The organism is Pseudomonas sp. PDM28 (assembly GCF_019219115.1).
Taxonomy (GTDB): domain Bacteria; phylum Pseudomonadota; class Gammaproteobacteria; order Pseudomonadales; family Pseudomonadaceae; genus Aquipseudomonas; species Aquipseudomonas laurylsulfatiphila.
Genome location: NZ_JAHUWG010000010.1, coordinates 113536 through 128500, shown reverse-complemented (window position 1 = coordinate 128500; position 14965 = coordinate 113536). Strand labels below are relative to the sequence as shown.

Sequence of the window (14965 nt, the reverse complement as noted above, 5' to 3'; positions counted from 1 at the left end):
CCCGTTCCCTACGCAACCCGGAATATGACGCCATGCCTTTTGACGATGATTTGCCTTCCAATGCCCCGAAAGATTCGAGTGAAACTTCAGGCCTTCGCCGAGGCCTCACCAACTATGGAGACAAAGGTTTTTCGCTGTTTCTACGAAAAGCGTTTATCAAAGGATCGGGTTACACCGACGGTGCGCTTGAGAAACCCGTCATAGGCATCGCCTCCACCGGTAGTGCGTACAACCCCTGTCACGGAAACATGCCCCAACTGGTGGAAGCGCTGAAGCGTGGTATCCAGCACGCTGGTGGCTTGCCAATGGAATTTCCAACGATCTCGATCGGTGAAAGTTTTTCGGCGCCCACCAGCATGTACCTGCGCAATCTGATGTCGATGGACACTGAGGAAATGCTTCGGGCTCAACCTATGGATGCAGTCGTCCTGGTCGGTGGCTGTGACAAAACCGTTCCAGCGCAGTTGATGGGCGCCGCCTCCGCCGGTATCCCCGCCATCCAGTTGATTACCGGTTCAATGCTCACGGGCAGTCACCGGGGTGAGCGCGTCGGGGCGTGCACAGACTGCCGACGCTACTGGGGTAAATTCCGTGCCGGCGAGATAGACGGCGTTGAAATCGCCGACGTTAATAGCCGACTGGTCGCGAGCGTGGGGACCTGCTCTGTCATGGGCACCGCCAGCACAATGGCCTGTATCGCTGAAGCACTGGGCATGACCGTGCCGGGTTGCGCGACACCCCCAGCCGTTACCTCGGATCGCATGCGCATTGCTGAAGAAACCGGCACTTGCATCGTCGACATGGCTCGCCAACGCCGAACCATCGACAAGATCCTGACCCCGGCTGCTTTCGAGAATGCCATGCGTGTGCTGTTGGCCATTGGTGGATCCACCAACGGTATTGTCCACCTCACTGCCATTGCCGGACGCATGGGACTGGAAGTGGATTTGGTCGCCTTGGACCGGATGAGCCGTGAGACGCCAGTACTGGTGGATCTCAAGCCTTCTGGCACCCAGTACATGGAGGATTTTCACGATGCCGGCGGCATGACCACGCTGCTGCGTGAACTAAAACCCTTACTCAACCTTGAAGCGCTGACCGTTACCGGGCGGACCTTGGGCGAAGAACTCGAACGAGGCGAACCGGCCTTCAATCAAAATGTAGTGCGCCCATTTCTGCAGCCCATCTATCCCCAGGGAGGCATTGCAGTACTTCGAGGCAACCTGGCGCCTGGCGGTGCAATCATCAAGCAATCGGCGGCTGACGCAGGTTTGATGGAGCATGAAGGCCGTGCCGTGGTTTTCGAGAATATGGAGGACCTCGCTGCCCGCATCGACAGCGATGAACTGGACGTCACTCCCGAGGATGTCCTGGTACTCAAGAACATTGGCCCCAAGGGCGGACCGGGCATGCCAGAGGCGGGCTATATACCTATCCCGCAAAAACTGGCCAAAGCCGGCGTGAAGGACATCATCAGAATTTCCGATGGCCGCATGAGCGGTACGGCATTCGGCACCATCGTTCTTCACGTCACCCCCGAAGCGGCAGTCGGCGGTCCGCTCGCCTATGTCCAGAACGGGGACCGCATTCGCCTCAGTCTGTCGAATCGGGAGATTTCGGTGCTGATCTCGGATGAGGAAATGCGCCGCCGTTCCGAAGCCAGGCCGGTCGTGATACCGACCGGCGATCGTGGTTACCACAAGTTGTTCCTGCAAACGGTCACTCAAGCTGACACCGGTGTGGATTTTGATTTCTTGCAGGCCTCGACCCTCAATGGCGCTGTTCCGCGTACATGATCGAATCAGGGAAATTCAACATGAAAATGGCATTCATCGGGCTCGGCCAAATGGGCAGGCCCATGGCAATCAACCTGCTGCGTCATCACCCCGGCTTATTGGTCAATACGGCCAGTGGCCGGGCCTACACCGAGTTGGAACGGCTGGGAGCGATTGCGACTGACGATCGCTGCGCCCTGGCCGATTGCGACCTGGTGTTTTTGTCACTGCCCGATGATGAAGTGGTCGATCACTTCCTGTTTGGTAACGAAGGTATCGCGCAATGGATGCGTCCCGGCAGCATCGTCGTCGATACCAGCACGATCAGTTATGCGCTAACCGTGAGCATCGAAGCGAAATTGGCCGCACTGGGTATCCACTTTCTGGACGCCCCGGTTTCCGGCATGGCTTCCCGCGCCGTTGACGGGACATTGACTGCCATGTGTGGCGGGAACGAGCAGGTATTCAACGAGGTCGCTCCTTACCTGGAAAAAATGGCCTCCAATATTCTCTACATGGGCGCGGCGGGTGCGGGTCAACTCGCCAAGCTCATCAATCAACTGTTGTTCGATATTAACTGCGCGGCGATTGCTGAAATCTTGCCGATGGCCGTCAAGCTTGGCCTTAACGCAGAGAAAGTGGCTGCGATCGTGAACAGCGGAACTGGGCGTAGTTACGCCTCGGAGTTTTTCGTGCCGCATATTCTGGCTGGCCGGTTCAGCAGTGGATATCCGCTTAAACATGCCTACAAGGATCTCATCAGTGGCGCCGGGTTGAGCGCGAAGATGGGCATTCCGCTACCGGTGCTATCCGCCGCCACGGCGACCTACCAGACCGCCGTCCTCCAAGGCCATGGCGACAGTGACAAGGGCGCGATGATCAAAGTGTATGAGCGGCTGCTGGGCGTGGAGTTTCGCGCTGCAGCCCCGTCAGCAGATGGCTCCACCGCTCATCTTCAGTAACCCGGCACTTTCTAAAGAGAAACCATCGTGGAATATTCATCTTCAAACAAAATTCCGGCAACGCTGATTCCAGGTGATGGTATCGGGCCGGAAGTGGTCGAGGCGGTTGTTCGGGTTCTGGACGCGCTGGGAAGCCCTTTCGATTGGGATGTCCAAGTGGCGGGGATGGCCGGAGTCGCAGCCGTGGGCGATCCACTGCCGAACGCGACCCTGGACAGTATCCGTGCACGCAAGCTGGTGCTCAAAGGTCCGCTGACGACGCCTGTCGGCGAAGGTTTCCGCTCATCCAATGTGCGACTGCGCGAAACGTTTGAATTGTTCGGCAATGTCCGTCCTGCCAAGACGCTGATCCCGGGACGATATGAGGACATCGATCTGGTACTCATTCGGGAGAACCTGGCGGGTTTCTACGTCGCCAATGAGTATTACATCCCGGTGGGTAACGATCCTCGGGCGATCGCCGTTTCCAGTGGCATCAACACCCGTGAAGGCTGCGAGCGCATTGCGCGGTTTGCCTTTGAGTACGCCATAAAAAATGGCCGTAAGAAAATCACGGTCGTGCACAAGGCCAACATCCTCAAGAAGCTGACGGGGTTGTTCCTTGAAGCCGCTCGGGAAGTCGCAAAGGAGTACGAAGGACGGGTCGAGATAGAGGACATGATCGTGGATGCCTGCGCCATGCAACTGGTGCTCAACCCTTGGCGTTTCGACATGTTGCTTTGCACCAATTTGTTTGGCGACATTCTCTCCGACCAGTTGGCAGGTCTGGTGGGCGGTCTGGGCATGGCGCCTGGCTCCAACTTTGGCACCGATACCGCGATTTTCGAAGCTGTCCATGGTTCTGCACCGGATATCGCCGGCATGGGTATCGCCAACCCGATTTCGTTGATGCTGGCCGCGGCCATGATGCTGACTCATGTTGGCCTGGAACAAGACGCACAGCGGCTGCGTGTCGCCATCGACGAAACCTTGAATATCGACAATGTACGGACTCGGGACCTGAAAGGTCAGGCCTCCACACTCGAATTTGCTGACGCCGTCTGCCTACGACTGCGCGCTCAATAATCAGGAGATCAATATGCCAACTTCTCTTTTTGATCCAAACGCTACCGCAGCGGTTTTGTTGAAGGCGTGGCGCAGTGGCGAGCTGTTGAACCTGCTGCCTGCTGAAGTCAAACCGGAAACGCTTGAACAGGGTTATGACGCACAGGACGAGCTATTCAAATTGGCCGGCGGTACTCAGGCGGGCTGGAAACTTGGCGTGGGCAGCCCCGCTGCGATGCGCGCCGCGAAATTGTCACGGCCTCTGGTAGGACAGCTCGAAGGAGCGCGTCTGCATGGGACTGGCATTCACCTGCAACTGCCTGCCGATACCCCGGTGACGATCGAGTGCGAAATTGCTTTTGTCCTGGATCGGGACCTGCCTCCTGTGATTGGCAGAACGGTCAACGCTGAGGACATCCGCTCCACTTGCGTGACCTTTGAGGTGGTGCGCTCGCGCTTCATCGACCGCAAAACAGTCGGTTGGCCAAGCTTTGCTGCGGATAACGTCGGTTTTGAAGCGCTGGTCGTAGGCAAGTCGATTTGCGAAGGCATCGACCTGCACGCCATGCGCGAACTGGCGGAAACGGCCGTCGTCAATCTGGACGGTTTACCCAGGGCAAAGGGTCTGTTTGGTGACACGGCTACAGATCCTCTGAGTTCGCTGGCTGCCCTCTACCAGCATGCCGCCGAGCGGGGCGTGACCCTGCGTGCCGGTCACCTGGTGTCGACTGGAGCCATGTGCGAGCCCTTCGATATCAAAGGGCCCGGTCATGTCCTGTCGGTGAGTTACTTCAATAAAGAGCTGACGTTCTCCCTGTGAAACTTAGGACGCATCAGTCATAGCGCAAGCCACTGCATTGACGGCGAAACTTGTCCAGGCCGTTACCTGGCTGGATAAGCGCCGCCGATCGATGCTCGTCATTAGAACGTGGTTGTTCACTGAATTATCGAAGAGCGTAAAAAAATGAAAGCTGCTGAGCTGGTTGTGCGCTGTCTGGAAAACGAGGGTGTTGAATATGTATTCGGCATCCCCGGCGAAGAAAACCTCGACCTACTGGACTCGCTGTCTCGTTCGCCGATCAAGCTGATTCTGACGCGCCACGAGCAGCCCGCTGGCTTCATGGCCGCCACTTACGGTCGTCTCACGGGCAAGACCGGTGTCTGCCTCTCGACGCTTGGCCCGGGTGCCACCAACCTGGTAACCGCCGGAGCCTATGCCTATCTGGGAGGCATGCCGATGCTGATGATCACAGGTCAGAAGCCTATCAAAAAATCAAAGCAGGGCCGTTTCCAGATTCTCGACGTCTGCGGGATGATGGCGCCCCTGACCAAGTACACCCATCAACTGGCTTCCGCCGATAACATTCCGTCGCGTATCCGTGAAGCTATCCGGCTGGCCGAAGAAGAAAAGCCAGGATCGGTGCACCTGGAGCTGCCTGAAGATATCGCCGCCGAAGACACCGACAGCACGCCCATTGCGCCAAGCCTCAGCCGTCGCCCGGTGGCCGAAGCGAAATCGATCCGTGCCGCGGTTGCCAAGTTGCAAGTCGCACGCAGTCCGGTGTTGGTCATCGGCGCCGGGGCTAACCGCAAGTCGACTGCCCGGGTGTTGCTTCAACTGATAGCGAAAACCGGCATTCCGTTCGTAACGACGCAGTTGGGAAAGGGGGTCGTCGACGAACGCCACCCGCGTTTTTTGGGCAATGCGGCGTTGTCGGCCAATGACTTCGTCCACCGTGCGCTGGAGTCGGCTGATCTCATCGTCAACATCGGCCATGACGTGATTGAAAAGCCGCCTTTTTTTATGGTTCGCGGTGGCACCGAAGTGATCCATGTCAGTTTCCGGTCCGCCGAAGTCGATCCTGTGTATTTCCCTCAGATCGAGGTGGTGGGGGATATTGCCAATGCGATCTGGGAGATAAACGAAGCACTTGTCCCCCAGCCGACCTGGGATTTCAAACGGCTGCTGGCTATTCGCGAAGCCAACGAGGCCCACGTCGCCGAAGGCGCCACCGACGATCGTTTTCCGGTTTACCCGCAGCGACTGGTCGCGGACCTGCGCCACGTCATGCCGGCCAACGGCATCGTTGCCTTGGACAATGGTATCTACAAAATCTGGTTTGCCCGCAACTACAAGGCCTACATGCCGAACACCGTATTGCTGGATAACGCATTGGCAACCATGGGAGCCGGTCTACCTTCGGCGATGGCGGCACGCCTCGTCTATCCCCAGATTCCGATTGTTGCGGTGTGTGGCGATGGTGGATTCATGATGAACAGCCAGGAGCTTGAAACCGCCGTGCGTTTGAAGATGAATCTGGTGGTCATCATCCTGCGCGACGACGCTTACGGAATGATTCGCTGGAAGCAGGCACAGATGGGGTTTGAGGATTTTGGTCTGGACTACGGAAACCCGGACTTCGTGCTCTACGCCCAAAGCTACGGTGCCTTTGGCCACCGGGTTAACAGCGCAGCCGGTTTCGCGCCGTTGGTACAGCACTGCCTGGAGACCCCCGGTGTGCATGTGATCGACTGCCCGGTCGACTATTCGGAGAACGACCACATCCTGCATCAGGAGATCAAGGCGTTGAGTGCGGCGGTATGAAATCGCTCCTCGTAACGCAAACCTCAGGGACTTCGGCCCTCCAACAAGAAGAGAACGTCATGCAGCTCAAAGATGCTTCCCTGTTTCGACAACAAGCCTATGTGGACGGCATCTGGATCAATGCCGACAACGGCGCCACGTTTGCCGTGGACAATCCAGCCAATGGAAAGACGCTTGGTACGGTTCCCGGGTTGGGGCGTATCGAGACTCAACGCGCCATTGATGCGGCCCAACGCGCATTGCAAGGTTGGCGTTCGCTGACCGCAAAAGAGCGCTCAATCAAGTTGCGTCGCTGGTACGAACTGGTGCTTGAGAACCAGGATGACTTGGCCCTGCTCATGACCCTTGAGCAGGGAAAACCGCTACTGGAGGCCAAGGGCGAGATTATCTATGCCGCTTCGTTTCTAGAGTGGTTTGCCGAAGAGGCCAAGCGGGTCTATGGCGATACGATTCCAGGACATCAGGCCGACAAACGCCTCCTTGTCATCAAACAGCCGATCGGTGTCACCGCCGCGATTACCCCGTGGAATTTTCCAGCGGCGATGATTACCCGCAAAGCGGGGCCGGCGCTGGCGGCCGGATGTACGATGGTGGTCAAGCCTGCCAGTCAGACACCGTTCACGGCACTGGCCCTGGCCGAATTGGCGGAGCGCGCTGGCATCCCCAAAGGTGTGCTCAACGTTGTCACGGGTTCGGCTACTGAGATTGGTGCCGAGCTGACTGAAAACTCCATCGTGCGCAAGATTTCCTTTACTGGCTCTACTGAAATTGGCTCCAGGTTGATGGCGCAGAGCGCACCGACGTTGAAGAAGTTGTCCCTTGAGTTGGGGGGAAATGCGCCCTTCATCGTCTTCGATGACGCTGATTTGGACAAAGCCGTGGAAGGCGCCATTGCTTCGAAGTATCGCAATGCGGGGCAGACATGTGTCTGCGTTAACCGACTGTATGTGCAGGACAGCGTTTACGATGCGTTCTGCGAAAAACTAAGGGTTGCCGTCGCGAAACTGAGGGTCGGCAACGGTCTGGACGAAGGCGTAAGCGTCGGCCCTTTGATTGATGCCAAGGCCGTCGCGAAGATCAAAGAGCACATTGATGACGCTGTGAGCAAAGGCGCCCGGATCGTTGCGGGTGGACAGGCCCATTCCAAGGGTGGCGGCTATTTTTTACCGACCATTTTGGTGGATGTCCCTAATAGCGCAAAGGTCGCCAGGGAAGAGACTTTTGGCCCACTTGCGCCGCTGTTTCGCTTTATGGATGAAGCGGAGGTCGTCGACTTGGCGAATGATACTGAATTTGGCCTGGCTTCCTACTTCTATGCCCATGACCTGTCTCGTGTGTTTCGCGTTGCCGAAGCGCTGGAGTACGGCATGGTCGGCATTAACACCGGGCTTATCTCAAACGAGGTCGCACCCTTCGGTGGAGTAAAAGCCTCCGGGCTGGGTCGTGAGGGCTCCAAGTACGGGATCGAGGAGTACCTAGAGATCAAATACATTTGCTTGAGCATTTGAACAAGCAGCCTGCTCACTTGATGACACTGAACTGCATAAAACAAACATAACGACATGCGAGGTTTTCCCATGATCCACGTCTTGCCATCCAGCGCGGCACCTCCGCCATAGCCTGACCCGCTTCCCCCCAGAAACCGTCTTCAGAACGGCCAGATGTGGCCGCTGGGGACTCTGTGCGCCTAATAAAAAAAGAGAGTCCGGCCATGTTGGCAATCCTCGGCTTTTCAATGGTTATCTGCTTCATGTACCTGATCATGACGAAGCGCCTGTCGGCGCTAATTGCCTTGATCATCGTTCCTATCGTTTTTGCCGTTCTGGGAGGTCACTACACAGGACTGGGATCAATGATGCTGGATGGGGTAAAGACATTGGCCCCTACAGGTGTCATGTTGACGTTCTCAATCCTTTATTTCGGCATCATGATCGACGCCGGGCTATTTGATTCGCTCGTTCGCAATATTCTCAAGTTGGTGAAAGGTGATCCGCTGAAAGTGTTAGTGGGTACCGCGATACTTACCATGCTCGTATCTCTGGATGGCGACAGCTCCACAACGTACATGATCGCATGTGCAGCATTTTTGCCACTTTACCAGCGCCTTGGCATGAATGTTCTGGGGCTCACTTGCATCCTTAGTATCGCCACCGGAATCATGAATATTACACCGTGGGGAGGCCCTACAGCACGTGCCGCCGCCGCGCTACATGTGGACGCGCTGGAGATATTTCTCTCGATGATCCCAGCCATGCTAATTGCCGCGGCGACCCTGGTTTTTACCGCCATCGTTATTGGCCGCCGCGAGTGTGCTCGACTTGGCGTTATTCATCTGGAGGATTTTCATAACGGCTCATTGGCCTTGGGGCATGGATCGGCAGAAGAGTGTGAGAAACTCCGGCGCCCCAAAATGTTCTGGCCCAATTTGATTGTTACGTTGGTATTGATTGCCTGTCTGGTCGTGGGTGCAATGCCTATTCAGATATTGTTTATGGTGGGATTCGCTATCGCGATAGTGATCAACTACCCAAGGATTGAACAACAGAGGGAGCGTATTGCCGCTCATGCGTCAAATGTATTGGCGGTGACTGCGCTTATATTCGCGGCGGGCATATTTACGGGGATTCTGTCGGGTACAGGCATGGTCGATGCCATGGCTAAAAGCTTGCTGAGCATCATCCCTGACAGCTTTGGTCCTTTTCTTGCGGTGTTCACCGCGCTGATCAGCATGCCTTTGACGTTCTTCATGTCCAACGATGCGTTTTACTTCGGCATCCTGCCTGTGATCGCCCACACCGCCGCTCAATATGGCATTACGCCTTTGGAGATTGCCCGTGCCTCCATAGTGGGTCAACCCGTGCATTTGTTGAGCCCGTTGGTTCCTGCTCTCTATCTGCTGGTTTCCTTGGCGAAAGTCGATTTGGGTGACCACCAGCGCTTTGCACTGAAGTGGGCAATTCTTTCCAGTTTGAGCCTGTTGGCTGGCGGACTTCTATTCGGCGCCTTTCCGCTTTACCACTTGAGTTAGAAGTCGATCCGACGCCCGAAGCGATCCGCTCCAAGAACTTGAGTTTAAAAATCTATGCTCGCTGCGCCGCAGCCGGGGGTTTCCAGTTGATTGAGTTTTTGAATTTGCCAGGTACTTGGCTGGCGATCGGGCAAATCATAGCCATTGACATTATGTTGGGGGCAGACAATGCCGTGGTTATCGGCATGGCTTGTCGAAATCTCCCCAGGCATCTAAGAAGCAAAGCCGTCATCTCCGGTGTGGCCGGGGCCATTCTGCTGCGCATCGTCATGCTCTTCTTTGCCATACAGTTGTTGGCACTACCGGGCTTGAGAATCGTCGGGGCGATCTTGCTTTTATGGATAGGTATCAAACTGATGAAGGCAGAGGAGGATCACTACGATTCCATCAAAGGGACTGTCTTACTTCTGAAAGCGATAAAAACGATTGTCATTGCCGACGCGGTCATGTCTTTGGACAACGTCTTGGCTATAGCGGGCGCCGCGGGGGGGGATATGTTCATCGTCTCACTTGGAGTATTGATCAGCATCCCCATCATCGTCTGGGGCGGCGGGTTTGTTCTCGATTTGATAGAGCGATTTCCGCACGTGATCCTATTTGGCGCCGGGCTGCTCGGGTGGATAGCTGGCGGCATGGCAAGTTCGGACACTTTGGTGCAACCAAGCATGAGCGTGGATAAAACCCTGTACTACGTTGCTTCAAGCATTGGCGCCGTTTTCGTCGTTTGCGTGGGCTATTTCTATGCCCGAATCAGGCCGAAAACTGAGCAGGAAGGGTTTCCGCCGCTCTGACAAACGCAATAGATCGCCGTTAATAATCAACAATACGAGAGCTTTATGAACAACAACTTGCCTGTCGATCACAGTGCTAACGTTTTAATCGGTCGGCGTCTGCCCGCGATTTCATTGCCATGTACAACGGGCATGGATATCGATTTGACCAACCTTTCAGGATGGTGCGTGATTTTCATCTACCCCCGAACCGGAAATCCCAACGAGACTGCACCTGAGGGGCTTTCTGAAATTCCTGGCGCCAGAGGCTGTACCCCTCAGGCATGCGGGTTCAGAGACAGTCGCGATCAACTGGCGGATTCAGGCTTCTTGAATGTGTTTGGACTTTCTACTCAGGCAAGTGCGTACCAGCAAGAATTCGTACAGCGTATGAGTCTCAACTACTCGTTACTCTCTGACCCCCATTGTAAGTTGGCATCAAGCTTAGGGCTCAAAACCTTTAATGTGGAGGGACAAACATTTTACGCCCGTATTACGCTAATCATTCATGACGGGGTTGTTGTAAAAATACTTGAGGACATTCAGGATCCCGGTGCCAATGCATCCGAGGTGCTTACGTGGGTTGCCCAAAGCGGAGAAGCCTGAGGGGAACTTATTTTCGATTCACCAGACGATGGAAAAGCTGGCATGTAGAGAATATGCCGAGGATGGCCCTAACCGTGATCTGCACTTAGAGACGGGCTACTTTTGGCCGGAAGCGGTCACTCCGTAACGCCCGAAAGTCGTCTACGGCTTAAGTGGCCTTTCTGGTTGTAGCCTTTGGCATTAACAATCCTTCTCAGTCAGCGCATATGACATCGGCTCGAGGGCTATTGCCGTAAGCCGGCATTTATCGTGCTGGTCGTGCTGTTAATCAGAAAACGGCCTACCCTCGGCGGCTACACGGCGGGGTTAGTCCCGACGCTCTCTGGCAGCGATACCAGCTCAATCTGCGTGCCCCACGGCGCTTGGAAGTAGAACCAGCGCACGCCGTCCGGGTTGGTGATGGGCTCGTTGAGAATGGTCACGTTCAGCCGCTTGAGAGTGGCCAGGCTGCCGTCGATGTCGGCGGTGCGCAGGGCCACATGGCTGGCGCCGGCATCGTCGCCATGGGGCTGGGCCTGATTGATCTCGGCGCCTTGGTATTGAAACAACTCCAGCTTGGCGCCACCGTCCATTTGCAGCATCACAAAGCGTTGTAGCTCGCTGGAGCCATGCCAACGAAATTGGCTTTTCCACTGATCCGGAATCTTGCCGGGGCTGATATCAGAGATCACTCGGGCGCCCATCAGCTCGGCGAAAAAGCGGGTGGCGGCGTCGATATCCGGCACATTGAGGCCGACATGGTCGATGGCCGAAGTCTGAAGCGGTGCAGCTGAGTGCATAGCGAGTTTGCTCTGTGGGGTCGTGGTCGCAGCCTGCGTAGGGCCAGTCAGGGTCACGCTGGCGGCCAGCAGTGCCCAATGCAAAGGGTTCATAACCTGTTCCTTTTGGGATGGGTTGGCGGGCGACCGTGGCAGTCGCCCGCTGGGTGGTCAGATTTGTGCCTGGCCGCCGTCAACAAACAGCTCGATACCGTTTACGAAGCTGGCGTCATCGGAGGCCAGGAACAACGCGGCAGCTGCGATTTCATCGGCTTCACCAACGCGCCCCATCGGGATCAGCGAGGCCATGTAGTCGAGCAAACCCTGTTGCTGAGCGGCATCGGGTCCGGCCAGTTCGACCAGACCAGGGGTGCGGGTGGCGCCGGGGCTTAGGGTGTTGATGCGCACTTGGCGGTCTTTCAAATCCAGAATCCAGTTGCGGGCAAATGAGCGCACGGCGGCTTTGGACGCGGCGTAAACGCTAAAAGCGGCGGTGCCCGAGCTGCCCGCCGTGGAGCCGGTGAGAATCACCGAAGCTTTATTGGCCAGCAGCGGCAGCGCCTTTTGCACGGTAAACAGCACGCCTTTTACGTTGCGATTGAAGGTGTCGTCGTACTGCTTCTCGGTGATGTCGCCCATGGGCAGCATGGAGCCGCCACCGGCATTGGCGAACAGTACATCGATTCGGCCGTGGGCCGCGCCAATTTGGCGGTACAGCGCATCGAGTTGGTCGAGGTTGGTTGAGTCCACCTGCACGCCGGTGGCGTTGCCCACATCGGCAACGGCAGCGTCCAGCTCGGCTTGGCGGCGGCCGGTGATGTAAACGTGGGCGCCTTCCTGGGCAAATCGTTTGGCAGTGGCCAGGCCGATGCCAGTGGTGCCGCCGGTAACCAGTGCAATTTTGCCTTCGAGTTTTTTAATCATGGTGTTTCTCCCGTATTTCGTTTGAGTGAGTTGCGGTGTGGGAGAAGCTTATCGACGGAGGTTTACTTTCAAAATAGAATTGTCTGAAACCTATCGTTGCAGAAATGAAATGAGCAAACTTCCAGATTTCGAAGGATTGGCGATGTTTGCCAAGGTGGCCGAAGAAGGCTCGTTCGCCGCAGCCGCGCGCGTGATGAGTGTGTCGGTGCCGACGGTATCGCGGGCTGTGGCGCGGCTGGAGGAACGTCTGGGTGGGCGCTTGTTCAACCGCACCTCGCGGCAACTGGCACTCACCGAATTTGGCGCGAGCATGGCGGCCAAGGCTGGGGAGATTTATCGGCAGGCCGAAGAGGTGGAAAGCGAGGCTCAGGAATTATCGGTAAAGCCCCGCGGCCAAGTGCGCCTGGCAATCCCAATGTCGTTCGGCTTGCGTTGGGTGGCGCCGCTGTTGCCGCAGTTGATCCGGCAGTATCCCGAGCTGTCGATTGACCTGCACCTTTCAGACGCGTCGGTCGACTTGATAGCCGAAGGCTTTGATGCAGCGCTGCGGATTGCCGTGTTGCCGGACTCCTCGCTCGTCGCACGGCGTCTGTGCGCCGTCACCCAATACCTGGTCGCCTCGCCTGCCTATCTAGCGACCCATGGCCACCCTGGCCATCCCCGCGAACTGGCGGCCCGCACGTGCCTGAGTTATGCCTACCGGGCTCGCAGCCAGGTGTGGCGGTTCACCCATAAAGACGGCACCGAAGAAGACGTGGTGCCCAGCGGCCCGTTACGAGTGACTAACTCGGATGCGTTATTGCCGGTGTTATTGGAAGGCCTGGCCATCGCCGAACTGCCGGAATTCATGGCCAGCGAATACCTGGCCGATGGGCGCTTGGTAGTGGTGCTGCCGGACTGGAGCATGACCCGCGGTGGCCTGTATTTCGTCACCCCTTCGGCTCGCACGCGGCCGGTAAAAATCAAAGCGCTTTCGGACTACTTTGCCGAGCATTTAAGCGAGCCGGTGTGGCGGTGGCCGTGAGCGTTCGACGCGGCGTAACCTTTCATTTGTGAAACGATGACTTTCGTTAACGTCTATTTTTGAAAACAGTTCGATCCCTTAACGTGGGTTGACCGGCACCACACAGCGTGCCCATCCAATCATTCGTTTCGGGAGAAAATCGTTATGAAAAATGCCGTGGAATTGCTTCAGCTGTACTTGGATGCCATTCAGACGCCGCACTTGGCAGCGGCGCTGTTCGCCGAGGATGGCGCGCTGGAGTTGCCCTACCTGGAGTCGCTGGGGATCCCCCACAGCGTGGAGGGCCCTGCCGCTATCGAGGGTTTTATTGGCTCATTGCTCGGCAAAGTGCCGGACTTCAAATTCCGCAACGTCCGCTTTCTCATCGATACCCCCGACCAGGCGTTTGCCGAATACAGCGTAGAAGCCCTGGTGCCTGCCACCGGCCGCATCTACCGGCAGATGTACGCCGGCCGCCTGGTGGCCAAAGATGGCAAAATTCAGCTGCTGCGCGAATCCATGGATACGGTGGCCGCTGCCAAAGCGTTCGCACCGGTTGAATCCACAGCCGATTTCGGCCAGTCGCCACCGGCAGCTATTGGTCGATTTTCCGGCATCTCGACATACGGAAATCGACCCAAAGCAGACATCATGTGTCTAGCAAATCCGGAGCAATTCAATGATGTGGAAATCAGATCCGGCCATGGGCTTTCGGGCGTTCAAACTGGCTATTCGTGGGCTCCTTACGCAGCGGCAAACGTGCGGCTGCGATTATGGTTTTGAACCTGTCGGCACGGTTTAACGGCCATGTTCCGTGTGCGTATTTGAAGGGCGTGCTCACGCGACTGCCGATGCAGCGGCCGAGCGAGATTATCGAGTTGCTGCCGCATGGATGGGCGCCCGTTTAACCACCCAAAATTTTCTGGGCGGACGCTTACTATCCAGGGCCTGGCCATAAGGTAATGGAAAATGCGTCAGTGATGGGCTTGAAACTGGAAGCAGGCTGCAGCTTCCGTTATTCAGATGATGACAGTTCAGTTGGAAGAGTTGTTCAGCTGCTGAAGCTCAAGTTGCTTGGCAGCACTGGCTTCGAGGTTTGCACGCTCTTGGTCCAGATACCTATAAATGCTTTGGAAGTTGGCGATTTTCTGTTTGATTTCCGCCATCTTCTTTTCAATCAGCTTAGCGCCGTCAGCACAATCGATCAGCTTGTTGCGCTGCGCATCCAGAATCTCGCCTATTTCCCCCAGGGAAAACCCCATGCTTTGCGCGCGCTGGATAAAGTCCAGATCCTGCAGAGTTTGCTCTGTGTAAACGCGATAGTTGTTAGTTTGCCGCAGCGGTGAGATCAGGCCGATTTGCTCGTAGTAACGCAGCGTATGGCGGCTGGCGCCGCTGCGGGTCTCGAGTTCGCCGATTTTCATGAAAACACCGCTTGACTATAGAGTTGGGTCGATAGTTTACGCTTGATTTTTCATCTTGAACAAGGA

14 protein-coding genes and 1 pseudogene are annotated in these 14965 nt (G+C 56.4%); 12 read left to right on the top strand and 3 right to left on the bottom strand.

Features of this window, described 5'->3' with window-relative positions:
• Nucleotides 1-32 precede the first annotated feature (32 nt).
• The 9 genes from KW841_RS22675 (at nt 33) to KW841_RS22635 (ending at nt 10790) form a co-directional block, all read left to right on the top strand.
• On the top strand, nt 33-1796 hold the full coding sequence (locus tag KW841_RS22675; RefSeq protein ID WP_218479844.1) for an IlvD/Edd family dehydratase: 1764 nt from the start codon (nt 33-35) through the stop codon (nt 1794-1796).
• A gap of 20 nt (nt 1797-1816) precedes the next feature.
• Nucleotides 1817-2737 (top strand): NAD(P)-dependent oxidoreductase, encoded by a 921-nt coding sequence (locus KW841_RS22670; protein WP_256357924.1) that lies wholly within the window; start codon nt 1817-1819, stop codon nt 2735-2737.
• Nucleotides 2738-2764: 27 nt separating this feature from the next.
• Entirely contained in the window at nt 2765-3802 is a 1038-nt protein-coding gene (locus KW841_RS22665) for an isocitrate/isopropylmalate family dehydrogenase (protein ID WP_218479843.1), read from the top strand.
• 13 nt (nt 3803-3815) lie between these two features.
• Nucleotides 3816-4601 carry a fumarylacetoacetate hydrolase family protein gene (locus KW841_RS22660; protein ID WP_218480015.1) on the top strand — a complete coding sequence of 262 codons (786 nt, stop codon included), beginning with the start codon at nt 3816-3818 and terminating at the stop codon, nt 4599-4601.
• Nucleotides 4602-4745: 144 nt separating this feature from the next.
• On the top strand, nt 4746-6386 hold the full coding sequence (locus KW841_RS22655) for an acetolactate synthase large subunit (RefSeq protein ID WP_218479842.1): 1641 nt from the start codon (nt 4746-4748) through the stop codon (nt 6384-6386).
• A 59-nt stretch (nt 6387-6445) separates the two neighbouring features.
• A complete protein-coding gene (gabD, locus tag KW841_RS22650; protein ID WP_218479841.1) occupies nt 6446-7894 on the top strand; it encodes an NADP-dependent succinate-semialdehyde dehydrogenase in 1449 nt (482 codons plus the stop codon).
• 203 nt (nt 7895-8097) lie between these two features.
• Nucleotides 8098-9414, top strand: a complete 1317-nt coding sequence (locus KW841_RS22645) for a CitMHS family transporter (RefSeq protein ID WP_218479840.1) — start codon at nt 8098-8100, stop codon at nt 9412-9414.
• 86 nt (nt 9415-9500) lie between these two features.
• Nucleotides 9501-10205: a TerC family protein gene (locus tag KW841_RS22640; protein ID WP_218479839.1), complete on the top strand. Its 705-nt coding sequence runs from the start codon at nt 9501-9503 to the stop codon at nt 10203-10205.
• A 45-nt stretch (nt 10206-10250) separates the two neighbouring features.
• Nucleotides 10251-10790 carry a peroxiredoxin gene (locus KW841_RS22635; protein ID WP_218479838.1) on the top strand — a complete coding sequence of 180 codons (540 nt, stop codon included), beginning with the start codon at nt 10251-10253 and terminating at the stop codon, nt 10788-10790.
• 293 nt (nt 10791-11083) lie between these two features.
• On the opposite strand, the gene KW841_RS22630 is transcribed toward KW841_RS22635, so the two are convergent.
• Both KW841_RS22630 and KW841_RS22625 read right to left on the bottom strand, forming a co-directional pair.
• Entirely contained in the window at nt 11084-11662 is a 579-nt protein-coding gene (locus KW841_RS22630) for a VOC family protein (RefSeq protein ID WP_218479837.1), read from the bottom strand.
• Between the two features lie 57 nt (nt 11663-11719).
• Nucleotides 11720-12472, bottom strand: a complete 753-nt coding sequence (locus KW841_RS22625) for an SDR family NAD(P)-dependent oxidoreductase (RefSeq protein ID WP_218479836.1) — start codon at nt 12470-12472, stop codon at nt 11720-11722.
• Nucleotides 12473-12581: 109 nt separating this feature from the next.
• Between KW841_RS22625 and KW841_RS22620 the strand changes: the two genes are divergently transcribed.
• From KW841_RS22620 to KW841_RS22610, 3 genes and pseudogenes are all read left to right on the top strand, one after another.
• The gene (locus KW841_RS22620; protein WP_218479835.1) at nt 12582-13496 is read left to right on the top strand and encodes a LysR family transcriptional regulator; all 915 of its coding nucleotides are present in this window, start codon (nt 12582-12584) and stop codon (nt 13494-13496) included.
• 144 nt (nt 13497-13640) lie between these two features.
• On the top strand, nt 13641-14258 hold the full coding sequence (locus tag KW841_RS29790; RefSeq protein ID WP_256357922.1) for a nuclear transport factor 2 family protein: 618 nt from the start codon (nt 13641-13643) through the stop codon (nt 14256-14258).
• A pseudogene (locus tag KW841_RS22610) lies at nt 14165-14383 on the top strand (transposase domain-containing protein); the annotation flags it as partial. The gene KW841_RS29790 and the pseudogene KW841_RS22610, both read left to right, overlap by 94 nt.
• 126 nt (nt 14384-14509) lie before the next feature.
• Here the strand turns inward: KW841_RS22610 and KW841_RS22605 are convergent.
• Entirely contained in the window at nt 14510-14899 is a 390-nt protein-coding gene (locus KW841_RS22605; RefSeq protein WP_095968131.1) for a MerR family transcriptional regulator, read from the bottom strand.
• Nucleotides 14900-14965: the final 66 nt, after the last annotated feature.